The 18,356-nt window shown below is 69.5% G+C and carries 18 protein-coding genes; 8 read left to right on the forward strand and 10 right to left on the reverse strand.

Annotated elements, in window-relative coordinates; translation table 11 throughout:
• The first annotated feature begins 45 nt into the window (after nt 1–45).
• Nucleotides 46–1,584, forward strand: coding sequence for a tryptophan halogenase family protein (locus tag AC2YHT_RS03120; protein WP_487288128.1), 1,539 nt, complete (start codon nt 46–48; stop codon nt 1,582–1,584).
• A gap of 38 nt (nt 1,585–1,622) precedes the next feature.
• Nucleotides 1,623–3,149: a tryptophan halogenase family protein gene (locus AC2YHT_RS03125; RefSeq protein WP_487288129.1), complete on the forward strand. Its 1,527-nt coding sequence runs from the start codon at nt 1,623–1,625 to the stop codon at nt 3,147–3,149.
• Nucleotides 3,150–3,152: 3 nt separating this feature from the next.
• On the opposite strand, the gene AC2YHT_RS03130 is transcribed toward AC2YHT_RS03125, so the two are convergent.
• The 4 genes from AC2YHT_RS03130 to AC2YHT_RS03145 form a co-directional block, all read right to left on the reverse strand.
• Entirely contained in the window at nt 3,153–3,356 is a 204-nt protein-coding gene (locus AC2YHT_RS03130; RefSeq protein WP_487288130.1) for a hypothetical protein, read from the reverse strand.
• Nucleotides 3,357–3,444: 88 nt separating this feature from the next.
• Nucleotides 3,445–4,128, reverse strand: coding sequence for a Fe2+-dependent dioxygenase (locus tag AC2YHT_RS03135; protein ID WP_487288131.1), 684 nt, complete (start codon nt 4,126–4,128; stop codon nt 3,445–3,447).
• A 269-nt stretch (nt 4,129–4,397) separates the two neighbouring features.
• Nucleotides 4,398–4,709 (reverse strand): hypothetical protein, encoded by a 312-nt coding sequence (locus AC2YHT_RS03140; RefSeq protein ID WP_110119078.1) that lies wholly within the window; start codon nt 4,707–4,709, stop codon nt 4,398–4,400.
• A gap of 31 nt (nt 4,710–4,740) precedes the next feature.
• Entirely contained in the window at nt 4,741–5,571 is an 831-nt protein-coding gene (locus tag AC2YHT_RS03145; RefSeq protein ID WP_487288132.1) for a TonB family protein, read from the reverse strand.
• Between the two features lie 211 nt (nt 5,572–5,782).
• On the opposite strand from AC2YHT_RS03145, the gene AC2YHT_RS03150 reads away from it, so the two are divergent.
• The gene (locus AC2YHT_RS03150; protein ID WP_487288133.1) at nt 5,783–6,433 is read left to right on the forward strand and encodes a tetratricopeptide repeat protein; all 651 of its coding nucleotides are present in this window, start codon (nt 5,783–5,785) and stop codon (nt 6,431–6,433) included.
• Nucleotides 6,434–6,593: 160 nt separating this feature from the next.
• On the opposite strand, the gene groL is transcribed toward AC2YHT_RS03150, so the two are convergent.
• Together groL and groES are read right to left on the reverse strand one after the other, a co-directional pair.
• Nucleotides 6,594–8,237, reverse strand: a complete 1,644-nt coding sequence (groL, locus tag AC2YHT_RS03155) for a chaperonin GroEL (RefSeq protein WP_487288134.1) — start codon at nt 8,235–8,237, stop codon at nt 6,594–6,596.
• Between the two features lie 63 nt (nt 8,238–8,300).
• On the reverse strand, nt 8,301–8,591 hold the full coding sequence (groES, locus tag AC2YHT_RS03160) for a co-chaperone GroES (RefSeq protein WP_110119081.1): 291 nt from the start codon (nt 8,589–8,591) through the stop codon (nt 8,301–8,303).
• A gap of 201 nt (nt 8,592–8,792) precedes the next feature.
• On the opposite strand from groES, the gene AC2YHT_RS03165 reads away from it, so the two are divergent.
• Together AC2YHT_RS03165 and AC2YHT_RS03170 are read left to right on the forward strand one after the other, a co-directional pair.
• Nucleotides 8,793–9,176, forward strand: coding sequence for a VOC family protein (locus AC2YHT_RS03165; RefSeq protein ID WP_487288135.1), 384 nt, complete (start codon nt 8,793–8,795; stop codon nt 9,174–9,176).
• 53 nt (nt 9,177–9,229) lie between these two features.
• Nucleotides 9,230–9,658 carry a DUF4345 family protein gene (locus AC2YHT_RS03170; protein WP_487288136.1) on the forward strand — a complete coding sequence of 143 codons (429 nt, stop codon included), beginning with the start codon at nt 9,230–9,232 and terminating at the stop codon, nt 9,656–9,658.
• Nucleotides 9,659–9,859: 201 nt separating this feature from the next.
• Here the strand turns inward: AC2YHT_RS03170 and AC2YHT_RS03175 are convergent, their stop codons facing one another.
• Nucleotides 9,860–10,375, reverse strand: a complete 516-nt coding sequence (locus AC2YHT_RS03175) for a methylated-DNA--[protein]-cysteine S-methyltransferase (protein ID WP_487288137.1) — start codon at nt 10,373–10,375, stop codon at nt 9,860–9,862.
• 302 nt (nt 10,376–10,677) lie between these two features.
• On the opposite strand from AC2YHT_RS03175, the gene AC2YHT_RS03180 reads away from it, so the two are divergent.
• Nucleotides 10,678–11,700 carry a hypothetical protein gene (locus AC2YHT_RS03180; protein WP_487288138.1) on the forward strand — a complete coding sequence of 341 codons (1,023 nt, stop codon included), beginning with the start codon at nt 10,678–10,680 and terminating at the stop codon, nt 11,698–11,700.
• 90 nt (nt 11,701–11,790) lie between these two features.
• Nucleotides 11,791–12,870 carry a S1C family serine protease gene (locus AC2YHT_RS03185; protein ID WP_487288139.1) on the forward strand — a complete coding sequence of 360 codons (1,080 nt, stop codon included), beginning with the start codon at nt 11,791–11,793 and terminating at the stop codon, nt 12,868–12,870.
• A gap of 10 nt (nt 12,871–12,880) precedes the next feature.
• Here the strand turns inward: AC2YHT_RS03185 and AC2YHT_RS03190 are convergent, their stop codons facing one another.
• Together AC2YHT_RS03190 and AC2YHT_RS03195 are read right to left on the reverse strand one after the other, a co-directional pair.
• Complete coding sequence (locus AC2YHT_RS03190) at nt 12,881–13,825, reverse strand: TraB/GumN family protein (protein ID WP_487288140.1); 945 nt, start codon at nt 13,823–13,825, stop codon at nt 12,881–12,883.
• Between the two features lie 37 nt (nt 13,826–13,862).
• A complete protein-coding gene (locus AC2YHT_RS03195; RefSeq protein WP_487288141.1) occupies nt 13,863–14,861 on the reverse strand; it encodes a TraB/GumN family protein in 999 nt (332 codons plus the stop codon).
• A 130-nt stretch (nt 14,862–14,991) separates the two neighbouring features.
• Here AC2YHT_RS03195 and mutL point away from each other — a divergent pair, with 130 nt between their 5' ends.
• Nucleotides 14,992–16,950: a DNA mismatch repair endonuclease MutL gene (gene mutL / locus AC2YHT_RS03200; RefSeq protein WP_487288142.1), complete on the forward strand. Its 1,959-nt coding sequence runs from the start codon at nt 14,992–14,994 to the stop codon at nt 16,948–16,950.
• A 166-nt stretch (nt 16,951–17,116) separates the two neighbouring features.
• On the opposite strand, the gene AC2YHT_RS03205 is transcribed toward mutL, so the two are convergent.
• Nucleotides 17,117–18,334, reverse strand: a complete 1,218-nt coding sequence (locus AC2YHT_RS03205) for a hypothetical protein (protein WP_487288143.1) — start codon at nt 18,332–18,334, stop codon at nt 17,117–17,119.
• Between the last annotated feature and the right edge of the window lie 22 nt (nt 18,335–18,356).

Here is an 18,356-nt window from a genome sequence, read left to right on the forward strand (position 1 = left end):
CCGTTTGCGCCTTCGGGCGCCAGTTTCGGTCGGGGAGGATCGGCCATGAGCCAAGACGTCCGCGAAGGGCGCATCCGCAGCATCGTCATCGTCGGCGGCGGCACCGCCGGCTGGATGGCGGCCGCGGCCCTGCGTCGCCACTTCGGCCAGGCGCCGATCGACATCACCCTGGTCGAGAGTTCCGAGATCGGCACGATCGGGGTGGGCGAGGCGACCATCCCCACCATCCGCGCCTTCTATCGCAACCTCGGTCTCGACGACCTGGAGGTGCTGCGCGCCACGCAGGGGACCTGCAAGCTCGGCATCCGCTTCAAGGACTGGATGGCCCCGGGCTCGGCCTTCATCCACCCCTTCGGCCTCTACGGCCAGGACCTGAACGGGGTGGCCTTCCAGCACTATTGGGCCAAGGCCCGCGCCGGCGGCGAGGTCGGGGCGTTCGGCGAGTACTGCCTGGGCGCCAGCCTGGCGGCGGCGGGCAAGTTCACCGTGCCGGCCGCCAATCCGCCGTCCAGCCTGTCGGTGTTCGACTGGGCCCTGCACTTCGACGCCAGCCTGTTCGCCCAGCTGATGCGCCGCGTGGCCGAGGCCAACGGCGTGCGTCGCATCGACGCCAAGGTCGTGAAGGTCAATCTGCGGCCCGACGACGGCTTCGTCGCCTCGCTGGACCTGCATACGGGCCAGACCATCGAGGGCGACCTCTTCATCGACTGCTCGGGCTTCCGGGGCCTCTTGATCGAGGAGGCGCTGGAGACCGGCTACGAGGACTGGTCGCAGTGGCTGTTCTGCGACCGGGCGCTGGCCGTGCAGAGCCAACCTCCGGAAGGCGCGGAACCGCCGCCCTATACCGACGTCACCGCTCACGCCGCCGGCTGGCGCTGGCGCATCCCGCTGCAGCACCGCTACGGCAACGGCTATGTCTATTCGAGCCGCCATATCGGCGACGAGGCGGCCAAGGCCGAGCTGGTCGCCGCCGTGCCCGACAGGCTGCTGCACGAGCCGCGGCTGATCCGCTTCACGCCGGGCCGCCGCAAGCAGGTGTGGAACCGCAACGTCGTGGCCCTGGGCCTGGCGTCGGGGTTCCTGGAGCCGCTGGAGAGCACCTCGATCGCCCTGATCGAGACCGGCATCGAGAAGTTGAAAGCCCTGTTCCCGGACCGGCGCTTCGACCCGGCGGTGATCGACGAGTTCAACGACTGGTCGCGGCGCGAGATGGAGCGGGTGCGCGACTTGGTGATCCTGCACTACAAGGCCGCCCAGCGCGGCGACACGCCGTTCTGGCGCACCACCCGCGACGCCGACATCCCCGAGACCCTGGCCCGCAAGGTCGAGCTGTTCCGCGCCCGCGGCCACGTGGCCCGCTATCGCTGGGAGATGTTCCAGCCGCCCAGCTGGCTGGCGATCTTCGACGGCTTCGACATCCGCCCCGAAGGCTGGGATCCGGCGCTGGACGGGATCGACGGCGCGGCCCTGGCGGCCAGCTTAAACCAGATGCGGGCGGGCGTGGCCCGGGTGGTCGCCGAGGCCCCCACCCACGGCGAGTTCCTGCGCCGCTACGTCGCCGCCCAGCCGGCGGCCGCCGAATAGACGACAACGATAAAAGACAAGACGACGGGAGAGGCCCGATGGCCAACAATCTGCGGAAGATCGTGATCGTGGGGGGCGGCTCGGCAGGCTGGATCACGGCGGCCATGCTCAGCCACTATCTCAAGGACAGCCCCTGCGAGATCGAGCTGATCGAGTCAGAGCAGATCGGCATCATCGGCGTCGGCGAAAGCACCATCCCGCCCTTCCTGCAGCTGATCCGCGGCCTCGGCATCGACGAGGTCGAGTTCATGCAGGAGACGCAAGCCGCCTTCAAGCTGGCCATCCGCTTCGAGAACTGGCGCCAGAAGGGCGAGGTCTACTACCACCCGTTCGGCCTGATCGGCGGGCCGGTCGACGTGCACGAGTTCTACCAGGTCTGGTTGCGCGGCAAGGCCGAGGGGCATCCCGCCGCCTTGCAGGACTTCGCCCCGGCCTCGGTGATGGCCGACCGTTGGAAGTTCATGTCGCCGGCCATGGCCCCGCGCACCATGATCGCCAACGCCAACTACGCCGTGCACATCGACGCGGCCCTGCTGGCCAAGTTCCTGCGCAAGTTCGCCGAGGCCCGGGGCGTCAAGCGCACCGAGGGCATCGTCAGCGACGTCGCCACGCGGCCCGACGGCTTTATCGACAAGGTGATCCTGCAGGACGGCCGCGAGGCCTCGGGCGACCTCTTCATCGACTGCTCGGGCTTCCGCTCGCTGCTGAACGGCAAGACCCTGGGCACCGAGTTCCTCGACTGGTCGGACGTGCTGCTGTGCGACCGCGCCATCGCCGTGCAGACCGCCAACATCCGTGACCCACATCCCTACACCCTGGCCCAGGCCCAGGACTCCGGCTGGCGCTGGCGCATCCCGCTGCAGCACCGGGCCGGCAACGGCTACGTCTATTGCAGCCAGTTCTGCAGCGACGACGAGGCCAGGGCGACGCTGATGAGCCAGGTCGAGGGCGAGGCCGTGCGCGAGCCGTGGCTGGTGCCGTTCAAGACCGGCATGCGCAAGCAGCTGTTCAACAAGAACTGCGTGACCATCGGGCTTGCGGGCGGCTTCATCGAGCCGCTGGAGTCGACGGCCCTGCACCTGATCTATCGCGGCGTCGACTATCTGCTGCGGTTCTTCCCCGACCGCGACTGTGACGCCACCCTGGCGGCCGAGTACAATCGGCGCATGCGGGCCGACTACGAGGAGATCCGCGACTTCATCGTGCTGCACTACTTCACGACCAAGCGCGACGACACGCCGTTCTGGCGGGCCTATCAGCAGGTCACCCCGCCCGAGAGCCTTCGCGAGCGGATCGCGCTGTTCAAGGCCAGCGGCGTGCTGCGCGACGGCGTCGACGACATGTTCCGCGCCCCCAGCTGGCAGTCGGTGATGGAAGGCATGGGCATCCGGCCCCAGCGCTACCAGCAGCTGGTCGACACCCTGCCGGCCGGGGTGGTGAAGGGCCTGCTCGACAAGTCCGCCCCTATGCTGAGCGATCTGGTCGACACCCTGCCCAGCCACGGCGACTTCCTGCGCCAGTACTGCCCGGCGCCGGTGCCGGAGGCGCTGAGGAAGGCGGGGTGAACCCTAGTCGGTGATGGGCGGCTTGGTGCCGTCCAACGCCGGCCAGGGCGCGAAGGCGAACACCCAGAGCAGGACGATCGAGGCGCCGGGGATCAAGGCCACCAGGGTCAGCCAGGGCGACCAGCCGGCGCGCTTGAAGATGCGCGCGACCGGAATGAAGAAGATCGCGAGGACGGCGAGCAGCACCACCCAATGAAGCCACGACATCGAACCCATGATCCCCTCCGTTCGGACACTGGGATCACTATGACTGATTCCGCCGCCTGAGGTTGCGTGCCCGCCGGACTGCGCGGGCTCAGACCTCGGCCCACATCCGCAGCAGGTTGTGGTAGGTCCCGGTCAGCGACAGCACCGAGGCGTCGCCCTGGCCGACCTGGCTGGCCAGGCGCTGGATCGAGACGTCCATGTCGAGCAGCAGGGCGCGCTTGGCGTCGTCGCGCACCAGGCTCTGGATCCAGAAGAAGCTGGCCGTGCGCGCCCCGCGCGTGATCGTGGTCACGTGGTGCAGGCTGGAGGCCGGATAGAGGATCAGCGAGCCGGCCGGCAGCTTGACCAGGTGGCTGCCGTAGGTGTCCTCGACCACCAGTTCGCCGCCGTCATAGTCCTCGGGATCGGTCAGGAACAGGGTGGCCGACAGGTCGGTGCGGATCTGGGCGCCCGTGGCGGGGTTTCGGCGGATCGAATTGTCGACGTGGTCGCCGAAGCCCATGCCTTCGCCATAGCGGTTGAACAGCGGCGGCAGGATGGTGTGGGGCAGGGCGGCCGAGACGAACAGCGGGTTGCTCTGCAGGGCCTGGACGATGATCGCCCCCACCTCGCGGGCGGCCGTGCCGTCCTGCGGCAGCTGCTGGTTGTTCTTGGCCATGGCCGCCTGGAAGCCCGAGGTGGCGTTGCCGTCGACCCACGGGGCGGCGTCGATGATCGCGCGGCAGCGGGCCACTTCATCGGGGCTCAGCACGTCGGGGATCTGCAGCATCATGGCGGTCGGCCTTCGTCGTCTCGTGCTCAGGCTTTAGGGCCTGAGGCGGCCCTGGGCAATGCGAACGGCTCGCAGAAGATTGCGTAAGGGGAAAGGGCGCGATCACGTGCTCTCAACGAGAGGAGGCCGTCCCATCCTCCGCAAAATCCCCGCGAAAGCGGGGACCCAGGCTTTTTCTGCAACGCGTGGTGCTCGACGATAAAACACCTGGGTCCCCGCTTTCGCGGGGATTTTACGGGGGAGGGGGAATCCGCCTTCCGCTCAGGCCTCTAGAACAGCCAACGCCTCGGATACTTGTCCCCCAGCGCCCGCGCCTCGCCGGTCTTCAGGCCCAGTTCGCGCATGCGGTAGGCGAGGATCTGGCGCATGGCGTCGACCGGTTCGCGGCCGTCGACGGGGCTGGAGGCGATGGTTCCGGCCTGCTGGGCCAGGTCGGTCGCCGCCCATTCGGCCAGGGCCCGGTCGGCCTTGCCGACGGCGAAGTAGTGCGGGACGGGCGTGCGCTCGCCGGCGACCTCGACCATCACGGCGATCACCCAGCCCTGGGGGATCATGTCGGCGTCGGGGCGCTGTCGGAACATGGGCCGGATGTAGCGGTCCGGCGGCCCAGGTTCAATTGCCGTGCGCGGGAGCGGTCTCGTCCTTGCAGATCCCGGTGATCAGGCAGAACTGGGTGTCGAGCAGGTTGCGGATCGAGGCCCCGGCGGCCTGGGCCTCGTTGCCGGCCTGGTAGCGGAAGTTTCCCTGGGCCCGCACGAGGGCCTGTCCGACCGGGCCCTCGTAGAAGGCGACGGCGGCTTCCAGGTCGGCCGAGCTCATCTCGCGGGCCAGGGCGACGCCTGCGGCCTCGACCACGATCTGGCGCGCCTTGGGGCGCGTTTCCTGCAGCATCTCGTACAGCGCGCGTCGTTGCTCGGGCGGTACGGGCCTGTCGGTGCGATAGAGCATGGTGGCGCCGTAGGCCATCAGCTCGGCTTCCGCGTCGTCGCCAATGCGCAGGGCCAGCGCCAGCCGGCGACCGAGCAGTTGGTCCGCCAGCGCGGGCATCGGACCGGCGGCGACCTTGCGCTCCGCCGGTGGCGAGAAGGTGATGGGGATCGTCACGGTGGACGAGGTCGGCTTGCCGCAGCGGAGCTCGGGCGTGAACTCCATCAGGGGGCGAAGACTGACGGCGGCCTCGCCGAAGCCGAATTCGGTCGGCGTTTCGGAGACGACGAAGCATTCGGTCGCCTTGCCCAAGGTGTCGATCGTGCACTGGATCACGGCCTTGCCGCCCTGGCGGGTGGCCACGGCCTGGGGCGGATAGGCCCACATGACGCTTTCGGCCGACAGGGGCGTCTTCCAGTTGGCGCGGACCCGCGGAATGGACGGATCGCCGCCAGCCGGACAGTCCGCGCCAGCGGTCGCCGCCGCCATCATCATCGCCGCGATCAGCAAGTTCATCCACCCGTCCCCCGACGTTCCATGTCGTTGCTAGTGGAGCTTGGCTGCTGGAGCAACCAGGGTGCGAGTTCGCTATCGACTGTTCTTCGGTCGGCAAGGAAACCGGGCGCCGCCCGGGCGGTCCGAACCGTCTCGGGGCTTCGATGACCGCGTCATTGCGACGGTGTCGCCCGGCGGGTAGCGTCGCTGCGTTGCGAATGGGGGTTGCATCATGCGTTTGGGTCTCGCGCCGCTGATGGCGGCGGTTGTCGCCTTTGGCGGCTTGTCCTCGATGGCCGTCGCGGCGGACGCCGGCTACAAATCCGTCAGTGCGGCCACGGCGAGGGCGCTGGGCAAGGCGCGGGCGGCCGCCAAGAAAGGCGACCACGCCACCGCCATCGCCGCCTATGACGAGGCGCTGAAGCTGGAGCCCAATTTCGCGCCGGTGATCACCGAGCGCGCCTTCGTCCGCGAGGCCTCGGGCGATCTGGCCGGCGCGGCGGTCGACTACGCCGAGGCGGTGCGCCTTGCGCCAACCCGGCCGAACGCATGGAGCCACGTGGCCTGGATCGAGGCCTTGCGCGGCGGCGACCTCGACCGCGCCCTCGCCGACAGCGAAAAGGCGGTCAGTCTTGGCGCGACGAGCGATGCAGTGGATACGCGCGGGTTCGTGCGCTTTCGGCGCGGCGAGTACGCCCTGGCCCTGGCTGACTACCAGGCGGTGCTCAACGCCTATCCGCGCGTAGCCTCGCCTCTGTTCATGCGCGGCGTCGTCAAGCGTCGGCTGGGACTGGACGCCGAGGGCGACGCCGACATCGCCCGCGCCTTGAAGATCGACAAGACGGTCGAGGCGCTGTGGGTTCGCCGGGGCGTGACGCGGTAGACGGGTCCAGGCGCAAAGAAAAAGGGCGGAGCCTCGCGGCCCCGCCCTTCTCTTTGGTTCAGCTGGTGCTGACCGGACTTCTTAGAAGTCCATGTCGCCGCTCGGGATCGGCGTGCCGATCCCGATCTCTTTCGAGGATGGGCGACTTTATGGATTTCTCTTAGAAATCCATGTCGCCCATGCCGCCCGGCATGCCGCCGCCGGCCGGAGCGCCGCCGCCCTTCTTGGGGGCTTCGACGATCGCGGCTTCCGTGGTGATCAGCAGGCCGGCCACCGAGGCGGCGTTCTGCAGGGCGGTGCGCACGACCTTGGCCGGGTCGATGACGCCGTCGGTCACCAGGTCGACATACTGCTCGGTCTGGGCGTTGAAGCCGAACGAGGGGCTGTCGTTTTCCAGGATCTTGCCGACCACGATCGAACCTTCGACGCCGGCGTTCTCGGCGATCTGGCGGATCGGCGATTGCAGGGCGCGACGGACGATGGCGATGCCGGCCGTCTGGTCGTCGTTGTCGCCGGTCACGCCGGCCAGGGCCTTGGAGGCCTTCAGCAGGGCGGTGCCGCCGCCGGGGACGATGCCTTCATCGGCGGCCGCGCGGGTCGCGTTGAGGGCGTCGTCGACGCGGTCCTTCTTTTCCTTCACTTCGACTTCGGTCGAGCCGCCGACGCGGATGACCGCGACGCCGCCGGCCAGCTTGGCCAGACGCTCTTGCAGCTTTTCCTTGTCGTAGTCCGAGGTGGTGTCTTCGATCTGGCGCTTGATCTGGGCGATGCGGGCCTCGATCGCGTCCTTCTCACCGACGCCGTCCACGATGGTGGTGTCGTCCTTGGTGATCGAGACCTTCTTGGCGCGGCCGAGCATGTCGAGCGACACGTTCTCGAGCTTGATGCCCAGGTCTTCCGACACCACTTGGGCGCCGGTCAGGATGGCGATGTCTTCCAGCATGGCCTTGCGGCGGTCGCCGAAGCCCGGAGCCTTGACGGCGGCGACGCGCAGGCCGCCACGCAGCTTGTTGACGACCAGCGTGGCCAGGGCCTCGCCTTCGACGTCTTCGGCGATGATCACCAGCGGGCGGCCCGACTGGACGACGGCTTCCAGCACCGGCAGCAGCGGCTGCAGCGACGACAGCTTCTTTTCGAACAGCAGGATGAGCGGCTCTTCGAGCTGAACTTCCATCTTGTCGGCGTTGGTGATGAAGTACGGCGACAGGTAGCCGCGGTCGAACTGCATGCCTTCGACGACGTCGAGTTCGGTTTCGGCGGTCTTGGCTTCTTCGACGGTGATGACGCCTTCGTTGCCGACCTTGTCCATGGCCTTGGCGATCATCTCGCCAACTTCCTTGTCGCCGTTGGCCGAGATGGTGCCGACCTGGGCGATTTCGCCGTTGGTGGTGACCTTCTTGGAGGACTTCTTGATGTCTTCGACGGCGATGGCGACGGCCTTGTCGATGCCGCGCTTCAGGTCCATCGGGTTCATGCCGGCGGCGACCGACTTGAGGCCTTCCTGGACGATGGCTTGAGCCAGCACGGTGGCGGTGGTGGTGCCGTCGCCGGCCTTGTCGTTGGTCTTCGAAGCCACTTCGCGGATCATCTGCGCGCCGAGGTTCTCGAACTTGTCAGACAGTTCGATTTCCTTGGCGACCGAGACGCCGTCCTTGGTGGTGCGCGGGGCGCCGAACGACTTTTCGATGACGACGTTGCGGCCCTTCGGACCGAGCGTCACCTTCACGGCGTTGGCGAGAACGTTGACGCCGCGCAGCATCTTGTCGCGCGCGTCGGAGCCGAAATAAACGTCTTTAGCGGCCATGGTGGGCGCCTTTCTAATCTTGAGAATTTCGTGAGGAAGGAAGCCGTCGGGAAGGGAAGCCGATTAGGCTTCGACCACGCCCAGGACGTCGCTTTCCTTCATGATCAGCAGGTCCTTGCCGTCGACCTTCACTTCGGTGCCCGACCACTTGCCGAACAGGATGCGGTCGCCGGCCTTCAGGTCGAGAGCGACCAGGTCGCCCTTGTCGTTGCGGGCGCCCGGGCCGACGGCGACGACTTCGCCTTCTTGCGGCTTTTCCTTGGCGGTGTCGGGGATGATGATCCCGCCCTTGGTGGTGGTTTCTTCTTCGACGCGCTTCACGAGGACGCGGTCGCCCAGGGGACGAAATTTCATGTGTCTTCTCCGTCGGAACGGTTTCTGTAAAAGGCTTCGTTAGGCCGAGGGAGCGTCGCTGTTAGCAGTCGCTCCCATCGAGTGCCAACGCCAGGCACGAGTTAGGCGCCGGCCCTTGGGGAGTCAAGGACGACGCCGGCGAACTTTTTACGATCGCGGTAAACGGCGCGGCGAAACGGGGACGAAAAGGGAGGGTCTTCGATGTTCGATCATCTGGGGTTCGATGTGGCCGATTTCGAGCGCTCGGCCGCTTTTTACGACGCGGCCCTGGCGCCGCTGGGGATCAAGCGCCTCTACGCCGTGCCCAAGGAGCACACCGGCGGCATCGACGTGGTCGGTTATGGCGCCCAGCGTCCGCAGTTCTGGATCTCGGGCGGCGGCGGGACGAGCGGCAAGCTGCACGTGTGCTTCGCGGCCAAGACCCGGGCCGACGTCGACGCCTTCTACGCGGCGGCGATCAAGGTCGGCGGGACCGACAACGGCGCGCCCGGACTTCGCCCTCATTACCACGAACATTATTACGGCGGCTTCGTTCTGGACCCGGACGGGTTCAATGTCGAAGCCGTCTGCCACGCGCCCGTCTGAGTCCCGCCCGCCCGAGTCCCGCCCGTCTGAGTCCTTTTCGGAGACCGCCCCTGATGTCGAGCTACGCCCTGTCGCTGATCCTAGCCGTGGTCGCTTGCGTGATCGGGGGCGTGCTGGGCGGGCTGGTGCTGGCGCGGCCGGACTCGATGCTGGGCCTGGCGGGCCTGAAGAGCGAGGAAGAGAGCGCCGCCGTCACCGAGGGCCGGGCCTTCGGCGGACTGCTGATCGCCTCGCACGGTGCGGCGGCGTTGTTCCTGGGCTGGCAGTCCAGCGCCGGCGCGGCCATGGCCCTGGTGCTGGCGGTGGCCTGGTTCGGCGCGGCCTTCGGGCGCTTCGTCTCCATGCTGATGCAGAAGGCCGGCGGCCGCTTCAACTACGGCAGCATCGTCCTGGACCTGCTGATGGGGCTCACCCTGGCCCTGCCGTTCTTCAACCAGGGCGCCCTGCCGCTGCATCGCGTCGGCGCCAGCATGCTGGTCTAGGACGGGCGAAAGGCGGACTCGCTTCATCACACCATCAATGGTCGCCTCCCTCGCCCTTGTGGCGAGGGTCCATGCTGGCGACCGCTCAGACCTTGGACATGTTCGAAAGGTCTGAGCGGCTGAACGATGGGTCCTGGGCACAAGGCCCAGGAAGGCGATCAGAGAAAGCCGCAAGCCGGTCAATCGCTGACCGTGTCTCCGCTACCGCGCGCCTTCGTGCGTCAGCAGCCAGGCCTTGCGTTCGACGCCGCCGCCGTAGCCGGTCAGTGACCCGTCCGCCCCGACCAGGCGGTGGCAGGGCACGACGATGCTGAGCGGGTTGGCGCCGTTGGCCGCGCCGACGGCGCGCACGGCCGCCGGGCGTCCGATGCGGGCGGCGAGGCCGGCATAGGTCAGGGTCGTTCCCGCCGTCACCTCGCCCAGGGCTCGCCAGACGCTTTGCTGGAAGGCCGTGCCGCCGGTCGCCCACGGGATGGCCGACAGGGCGGCGAGGTCACCCCCGAAATAGGCCGCCAGCGCCTGGCGGATCGCGGCGGGCGCCGGGCCGCTCGCCAGCGGCGTCTGGCCGTAGTGCAGCCGCAGCAGGCGATGCAGGCGATCCTCGTGATCGTGGAAGTCGGCCGCGCGCAGCCGGCCGTCCTGGTCGGTGACCAGCAGCATCTCGCCGATCGGGCTTGGCGCGCGGTCGAGGATGAGGCGAGGGCTCGGCGTCGGCATGGCGACATTATGGCGGGGCCAGCCTTCGGTGTCCGCCCGCTTCTTGTGATCGCGCGTTTCTCTTGTGGCGGTTGAATGACAGCCTGCATTGCATCGCATTTGGAGAATGTCGGTTCGGCGACATAGGGACTAATGATTTGTCGTGTCTCTGACTTACTGAAAACTTCGCCGTTCAGGTGCGACATTATGCGCACGAAAACTGGTCGAATACATGTCGGTTAAAGGGTGATTCACCACGCCGATTACGATGTCGTCAACCGCGCCGGCCGCCCAATGCCCTCGAAGTCGGGAGGCCTTTGGGCATGGCGTGGAACAAGCATTGGATGGTGGCTGGCGCGGCGGTTGTCGCCCTGGCCGTGGGTGGGCTGGCGACAGCGCGCCAGGAACGTGAAGCGCCGGGCGTCAGCCTGGCCCAGGACGTGGTGGCCGCGGCCAGCGCCTTCGAGACCTATACCCGCGGCGCCGGCGCGATCTCGCCGGCGGCCTTCACCGACGGCGAAGGCGTCGCCGGGGCCCTGAAGGCCGGCGCGGCCTACAAGGCCGAGCAGTTCGAGGCCGGCATGATCGCCTACGGCGCCATCGCCGCCTTGCAGGAGCCGACCTTCCTGGAAGGCGTGCGCCGCGCGGCCCGCGAGACCTCGCGCGAAGCCCTGGTCGAGCGCCTGCTGGCCTCGCCCGAAAGCGTCGTCGAGATCGAGGGCGTCGGCCTGGCCGCCGCCCGGGCCCAGACCGCCCTGCAAGGCCGGGGCGCGCCCCTGGCCGTCGCCGGCCGCTCGGTCAAGCAGTCGGCCTATGACATCCAGCGCCAGACCTGGTCCAAGGGCGCGGTCGCCGACAACGCCGGCCGCCTGGCGCGGGTCAAGCAGCTGTCGGCCACGGTGTTCACGCCTGGCCGGGACGACGCCGGCCGGCTGATCCAGGCCGCGACCGGCGCGGGCGGCGGCGGCTTCGCCGAGGGCGGGCGGGTGTTCACCCCGGTGACGGTGCGCTCGGCGGCCTTGGCTGCCCTGGCCGTGCTCGACGCCGCCGGCGACGCCGACGTGGCCCGTCTGGCCCCGGTGCTCAGCGAGAAGAAGGCCAACTTCTGCATGAAGATCGCCAAGCTGAACCTTTACCAGTGCTTGGCCGTCGCCGGTCCGCACTACGAGGACGTCTTCTGCCTGGGCCAGCACGCGCTGATCGACACGGCCCAGTGCGTCAACGACGCGGCGGGCGCCGGAGCGTTTGCGCCGGCCGCCGCGCCTTCGCCGCCGCCTCGTCCGCAGGGCTTCGTGATCCCGGTCGCCAGCGTCTCGCCGGCGGTGCTGGCCGAAGGCTCGCGCTGAGCCCGGCGTGAAGAAGGCTTGATCGCCGAACGCCGTCATCGTTAACCTTTCTCCGGCGCAGGCCCCAGGGGACGGGGGCGGGGGGCGGGGATGAAGGCTCGGAAGTACGAACTGTTCGCGAGGGCCAGGCGCCCGCGCCCCAGCCGGGCGCGGGAGATCCTGGCCTATCCGGCCGAGGCCCAGTTCGTGTTCGACGCGGGGACGCCGCCGGCGCGTCCGGCTCGGGCCGACGAGGGCGACCTGCTGGACGCCTATTCCAACGCCGTGGTCCGGGCCGTCGAGACGGTCGGCCCCAGCGTGGTGCGCATCCACCCGATGCTCGATGACCCCAACCTGCAGGGCGTGGGTTCGGGTTTCGCCGTGGCCGAGGGCGGGGTGCTGCTGACCAACAGCCACGTGGTGCAGGGCGCGCGCCGCTTCGTGGTCATCACCGCCGACGGCCGCAGCCTGACGGCGCGCTGCATCGGCGATGATCCCGACACCGACCTTGCTTTGCTGAAGATCGACCAGCCTGTCGACCTGCCGCCGGTGCGGCTGGGCGATTCCAAGGCCCTGCGGCGCGGCCAGCTGGTCATCGCCATCGGCGCGCCGCTCGGCTTCGAGGCGACGGTGACCACCGGCGTGGTTTCGGCGCTGGGCCGCAGCCTGCGCGGCGAGCGCGGGCGGCTGATCGAGGACCTGATCCAGACCGACGCCGCCCTCAATCCCGGCAACAGCGGCGGACCGCTGGTGGCCTCCAACGGCGAGGTGATCGGCGTGGCGACCGCCGTCATCGTCGGTTATCCGGGCCTGTGCTTCGCCGTGGCCGCCAACACCGCCCGCTTCGTCATCGGCGAGTTGCTGGCCCACGGCCAGGTGCGACGGGCCTCGATCGGCGTCGTCGCCCAGCAGGCGCCGGTGCCGCCGCTGCTGGCCCGCTCGACCGGGGTCACCCAGGGCTATGCGGTGTTCGTCGCCCAGGCCGACCCGGGCGGCCCCGCCGCCAAGGCCGGGGTGCGGGCCGGCGACCTGCTGATCAAGGCCGGCGAACGACCCCTGACCGGCCTGGACGACATGCTGCGGGTGCTCGACCACGCCTGCATCGACGTGCCGACGCCCTTCGTACTGATCCGCGAGGGCCGGCTGATGACCACGACGATCACGCCTCGGCTGAGGCGCAGGGGCGGCTAAGGGGAGGCGGCTAGTTCGCGCTCTCGGGCGTGGTCACCTTGAAGCCGCGCGCCCGCAGGGTGTCGAGCACGCCGCCCTGCGCCACCAGACTGCGCAGCGAGAAAATCGCCACCGCCTTGCCAGGCGTGTCCATCGCCTGGCTGATCGCGTCGACCTGGGCAGCCGAGGTCTTGCGCAGCCGGTCGGCGACGCCCGGCAGGACCATGGCGCAGCGCTCGCCCTGGCGCGGAACCGCGAGCGCGCCGCGCACGTCGCCCTTCGCCCAGGCGCGGGCGGCGCGGCGTATGGGCTCGGGGCCGGCCTCGACCTCGTCCAGCACGCCTTCCAGGCAGGCCAGGCCCGCGGCCTCGGAATGCTGGGCGACCACGGCTTCGAGCAGCGGCGTGGCTTCATAGATCGCCGCCGGTCGCATCGGAACGCCGTGCTTGCGGGCCAGGCGGTTGATCGTGCGGTCTGGTTGGCTGGTCGTCAGCTTGGCGTCGCGGCGGGCGGCGGCCGACAGCATCAACCCCGCTCCCAACGGCTTCCAGTCACGCCAGTCGCCGCTGGCGTGGGTCCTGTTCCAGGCCCGGTCGAGGCGGGCCGCCAGCTCCGGGACCACCTCGGTCAGGGACGAGCCGTCCTTCAACCGGCGGCGCGTCCTGAGGAAGGTGGGCAGGTCCGCCACTCGGGTGCGGTTCACCGCCGGGGTCAGCAGGACGAAGGCGCCGTCCAGCCGCCGGTCGAGCACCGAGGTGTCCCAGTCCAGGCGTTCGGGCACGCTGCCGGGGATGCCCAGCACGTAGATCGTGGTGTCGCCGTCGCTGACCTTCCACCAGGCCGGACCCGGCAGCCTGGCGTTGACCACCAGTTCCTCGACGACATTGGCTTCGGGGTCATCGATGGCCTGGGCATGCGCGCCGGAAGACGCCGCCAGCGCCATCAGGCCGGTCATGGCCAGGATCAGCTTTCGCAACGCTCCTCCCCCCTCGTCGTGCGCTCTTCGCCCGACGTCACTCGTCCGGCGTGGAGACCTTCAGGCCCTTGGCCCGCAGCTGGTCGAGCACGCCATCCTGGGCCAGAAGCGAACGCAGTTCGATGACGGCGACGGCCTTGCCCGGCTTTTTCAGAGCCGCCTCGATCGCCTTCACGGCGTCGTCGCGGCCGTCGCGCAGTTCGCGGGCGATCGACGGGGTGGAGTCCAGGCAGCGCTGGAAGCCGCGATCGGCCGCGACCACGTCGCGCACCTGCCCCTCGGCCCAGCGCCGGGCGGTGACCTTGATGCCGCCTTCGCCGCTCTCGGCCTGGCGCAGGCCGGCGTCCAGGCACAGCAGCTGGAGGGGCTGCGGCGCGGTCGCCAGGGCCTTGATGGCGTCGGCGAGGCTGTAGTTCGAAAGGTTCTGGATGCGGGGACGCTTGGCGATGTCCTTGCTTCCGGCGATGTCGCGGATGCGGTCGGTGACGCCGCCAACGCTGATCGAGACGCTGCCCTCCTGGTTGTTGGCGACCAGGAAGCCGGCGAAGGCGGGCTTGGTGTCGTCCATCGAGTCCGGCTTCTGCTTCATCGCCTTCAGTCGCGCCTCCAGGCGTTGACGCAGGTCCGGCGGCAGGGTCTGGCGCATCGGCTGGTCGGAGACGAACAGCTTGCGGCCGCCCATCGCCAGGGCGATCAGGCGCACGACGCTGATATCGGCCTCCTGGCCCATGATCAGCACGTTGGCGCCGTCCAGCCGCCGACGCAGCACCGACTCTTCGGCCTTGGTGTCGGTGGGAACCATGGCCGGCACGCCCAGCACGTAGACGGTGGTGTCGCCGTCGCTGACCTTCCACCAGGCCGGACCGGGCAGGCGGGCGTTGACGATCAGTTCCTCGACGAGGTTTTCGTTGGGATCGACCCGTTGCAGCGCGATCGGCCCGGAGGCGTCGACCGCCTGCTGGGCCAGGGCGGGGCCGGCGGCGAGCGCCAGGAGGAAAGCCGCGAGGGCGGGGGCTGCGGCGACGCGCTTGATCACTATCTCTCGTCCTCGGCTTGTTCGGAATCGTTCTAGAATGGCGGTTCCTTGCAAGCTGAACCGTTCTCAACCGGGGCGGTCAAATTAAGTCGCCGCAATGCAGGCCCGTCCTGCGCCGAAAGTCCGTTCCATGCCGATCCGCCGCCTGCCGCCCGAGACCGTCAACCGCATCGCCGCCGGCGAGGTGGTCGAGCGGCCCGCGAGCGCCATCAAGGAGCTGGTCGACAACGCCATCGACGCCGGCGCGACCCGCATCGAGGTGGAAGCCCATGGCGGCGGCTTGACCCGGATCCTGGTCGCCGACGACGGCTGCGGCATGAGCGCCGAGGAACTGCCCGTCGCCATCGAGCGCCACGCCACCTCCAAGCTGGCCCCCGACGACGAGGGGCTGTGGGATCTGCTGCGCATCCACACCATGGGCTTCCGCGGCGAGGCCCTGCCGTCGATCGGCTCGGTGGCGCGGCTGCAGATCAGCTCGCGCGCCAAGGGCCAGCGCGAGGCCTGGTCGATCCTGGTCGAGGGCGGCCGGGTGGACGACGTCGCCCCCGCCGCTTTCGCCGGCGACAACGGCACCCGGATCGAGGTGCGCGACCTGTTCTACGCCACGCCGGCGCGGCTGAAGTTCATGAAGTCCGAGCGGGCCGAGGCCCAGGCGATCACCGAGGAACTCAAGCGCCAGGCCATGGCCCACGAGTCGGTGGGCTTCTCGCTCGACATCGACGGCCGCCGCATCCTGCGCCTGCCGCCCGAGCATCCGGGGCCGCAGGGGCGCCTGGCGCGCCTGGCCGCCGTGCTGGGCCGCGACTTCCAGGACAATGCGCTGGAGATCGACCAGACCCGCGACGGCGTGCGGCTGTCGGGGTTCGCGGGGCTGCCGACCTACAATCGCGGCAACGCCGCCCACCAGTACCTGTTCGTCAACGGCCGGCCGGTGCGCGACCGTCTGCTGCAAGGCGCCCTGCGCGCGGCCTACGCCGACTTTCTCGCGCGGGACCGCCACCCCAGCGCGGCGCTGTACGTGACGCTCGACACCTCTGAGGTGGACGTCAACGTCCACCCGGCCAAGGCCGAGGTGCGCTTCCGCGATCCGGCCCTGGTGCGCGGCCTGATCGTCGGGGCCCTGCGCCACGCCCTGGCCGGCGCCGGCCACCGCGCCTCGACCACCACGGCCGCCCAGGCGCTGGACAGCATCCGCGCGCAGAACGTCTATCCAGGTTACCAGCCGGGCCCGTCGCCGGCCGGCTTCTCGGCCTGGCGCGAGGGCGGCTGGACGCCGCCGACCCAGCGGCCCCTATCCATGCAGGCAATGGACCTGCCGGGTCTGTCGGACGTCTCGGCCCGCCACGAGGCGCGGCCGGAGGAGGCCTACCAGACGCTCGGCGGCGGCTTTGCCGGGGGGGGCGTGGCCGAGGCCGTGCGCGAGGCGGCCTATGGCGGCTACGACGCGCCGCCGTCGGTGGCCTATCCCGCGCAGGACTACGTTCCGAGCCAGCCGTTCGACCCGATCGACTTCCCGCTGGGCGCGGCTCGGGCCCAGGTGCACGAGACCTATATCGTCGCCCAGACCCGCGACGGCGTCGTCATCGTCGACCAGCACGCGGCCCACGAGCGCCTGGTCTACGAGCGGATGAAGCACGAGATGGAGGCCGGCGGCGTCGCTCGCCAGACCCTGCTGCTGCCCGAGGTGGTCGAGCTGGATCCGGCCGAGGCCGAGCGGGTCGTGGCGCGGGCCGAGGAGCTGTCTTCGCTCGGTCTGGTCTTGGAAAGCTTCGGCCCGGGCGCGGTGCTGGTGCGCGAGACGCCGGCCCTGCTGGGCAAGGCCGACGCGGCCGGCCTGGTGCGCGACATCGCCGATGATTTGGCGGAGAACGGCCAGGCCCTGGCCCTGAAGGAGCGGCTGGAGGAGGTCTGCTCGACCATGGCCTGCCACGGCAGCGTCCGCGCCGGCCGCCGCCTCAACGCCGCCGAGATGAACGCCCTGCTGCGCGAGATGGAAGCCACGCCCCACTCGGGCCAGTGCAACCACGGCCGCCCGACCTATGTGGAACTGAAGCTCTCGGACATCGAGAAGCTGTTCGGGCGGCGCTGATTTCCTTCTCCCCTTGCGGGAGAAGGTGGCGCAAAGCGCCGGATGAGGGGTCTCTCAGACATGAGACGCTCCACCCGGCCTGACCGCTTTGCGCGGTTTCGAGTTCTGAGAGACCCCTCACCCGACCTCCTTCGGAGGCCACCCTCTCCCGCAAGGGGAGAGGGATCTAGGCTGCGTGCGGATCCAGCGACTGCACGTCGTGCCAGTCGTGCAGCGGCAGCATCGGCCGGGCGAAGGGGGAGACGGTGGCCGGGGCGTGCAGCAGGTCGGTGACCTCGGGGCCGGTGACGAACGGCACCTCGTGGTCGACGCAGGCCAGCAGTTCGCGCCGGCGGGAGACGCCGGTGACGCCCTGCCAGATGCGCTTGCGGCGATAGGTCGGTCCCTCGCGCATGAAGCGGTCGATGGCCGCCAGCCGTTCGCCCTCCGCCGCGTCGGGCAGGTCGAGGGTGACGCTGCTGGCGAAGTCGGGCGGCAGGTCCTCGACCCGGAAGGCCGGATCGCGCACCCGCAGGTCCAGCCGCGAGACATAGGGCGCCAGGAACGACTTGATCTGCGATAGGGCCGAGAACGACGGCGCGCGCGGGGTGTCGTAGATGCCGGCCGCCAGGCGGCCGCGCGCCGAGGCCGGGAGGGCCGAGAGACCAACGGTCAGAAGGTTGCGGCCGCTCGGCTTGACCAGGCTGGAGAAGCAGATCGGCACGAAGATCACGCCGGCCTCGTCGGCCTTCAGCAGACCGGGCAGGGCCGCCAGGGCCGCGGCGTCGGCGTCCTCGGCCTCGGCGTGGACGTCCTGCTCGAAGGCGTGGCGCTCCACGAGGGCGTGCACGACGACGCTGCCGACGAAGAGTTCGCGTTGCAGGTGATAGACGCCGCGGAAGCCCAGCGGGCCGGTCGGTTCGGGGCGCGAGACGATCTTGGGCAGGGCCTCCATCGGCGGCTCGCCGGCCACCGGTCCGCCGGGCGGGGCCAGGGAGACCACACCGTCGGGCGTGACCTTGCAGACCCGGCCCAGGCCCTCGGGATAGGCTCCATCGATCATCAGCGCCCGCACGGCCGCCAGCGACATGCCGCCAAAGCGCATGACCTCGGCCTGGTCGCCCTCGACCAGCAGCAGGCTGACCTCGCCGTCGCCCTCGACGCCGAACAGCTTGCGCTGCATGTCGCGGGCCATGGCCTGCAGTTCGCGGGCGTCGAGCCGCGTGGCGCGGGGGTCGGCCAGGACGAAGGTGAACGGCGCCACCAGGCCATAGCGGCGTGGATGCAGCCAGGTGGTTTCCAGATAGGCCCCGGCCACCTTGGCCACGAGGGCGGCCATGGCGTCGTTGTCCGCGAACCGGAGTTCGTCGCCGACGAAGATCTTCAAGCACGCTACGGCGGTCATGGAGGCAACCTTCGCGCGCGGT

This window comes from Caulobacter sp. SRI_008, assembly GCF_057586355.1.

Excerpts from the sequence above, each read along its gene's own strand:
- AC2YHT_RS03120 (WP_487288128.1), top strand. The coding sequence starts at position 46 with ATGAGCCAAGACGTCCGCGAAGGGCGCATCCGCAGCATCGTCATCGTC.
- AC2YHT_RS03125 (WP_487288129.1), top strand. The coding sequence starts at position 1,623 with ATGGCCAACAATCTGCGGAAGATCGTGATCGTGGGGGGCGGCTCGGCA.
- AC2YHT_RS03130 (WP_487288130.1), bottom strand. The coding sequence starts at position 3,356 with ATGTCGTGGCTTCATTGGGTGGTGCTGCTCGCCGTCCTCGCGATCTTC.
- AC2YHT_RS03135 (WP_487288131.1), bottom strand. The coding sequence starts at position 4,128 with ATGATGCTGCAGATCCCCGACGTGCTGAGCCCCGATGAAGTGGCCCGC.
- AC2YHT_RS03140 (WP_110119078.1), bottom strand. The coding sequence starts at position 4,709 with ATGTTCCGACAGCGCCCCGACGCCGACATGATCCCCCAGGGCTGGGTG.
- AC2YHT_RS03145 (WP_487288132.1), bottom strand. The coding sequence starts at position 5,571 with ATGAACTTGCTGATCGCGGCGATGATGATGGCGGCGGCGACCGCTGGC.
- AC2YHT_RS03150 (WP_487288133.1), top strand. The coding sequence starts at position 5,783 with ATGCGTTTGGGTCTCGCGCCGCTGATGGCGGCGGTTGTCGCCTTTGGC.
- groL (WP_487288134.1), bottom strand. The coding sequence starts at position 8,237 with ATGGCCGCTAAAGACGTTTATTTCGGCTCCGACGCGCGCGACAAGATG.
- groES (WP_110119081.1), bottom strand. The coding sequence starts at position 8,591 with ATGAAATTTCGTCCCCTGGGCGACCGCGTCCTCGTGAAGCGCGTCGAA.
- AC2YHT_RS03165 (WP_487288135.1), top strand. The coding sequence starts at position 8,793 with ATGTTCGATCATCTGGGGTTCGATGTGGCCGATTTCGAGCGCTCGGCC.
- AC2YHT_RS03170 (WP_487288136.1), top strand. The coding sequence starts at position 9,230 with ATGTCGAGCTACGCCCTGTCGCTGATCCTAGCCGTGGTCGCTTGCGTG.
- AC2YHT_RS03175 (WP_487288137.1), bottom strand. The coding sequence starts at position 10,375 with ATGCCGACGCCGAGCCCTCGCCTCATCCTCGACCGCGCGCCAAGCCCG.
- AC2YHT_RS03180 (WP_487288138.1), top strand. The coding sequence starts at position 10,678 with ATGGCGTGGAACAAGCATTGGATGGTGGCTGGCGCGGCGGTTGTCGCC.
- AC2YHT_RS03185 (WP_487288139.1), top strand. The coding sequence starts at position 11,791 with ATGAAGGCTCGGAAGTACGAACTGTTCGCGAGGGCCAGGCGCCCGCGC.
- mutL (WP_487288142.1), top strand. The coding sequence starts at position 14,992 with ATGCCGATCCGCCGCCTGCCGCCCGAGACCGTCAACCGCATCGCCGCC.
- AC2YHT_RS03205 (WP_487288143.1), bottom strand. The coding sequence starts at position 18,334 with ATGACCGCCGTAGCGTGCTTGAAGATCTTCGTCGGCGACGAACTCCGG.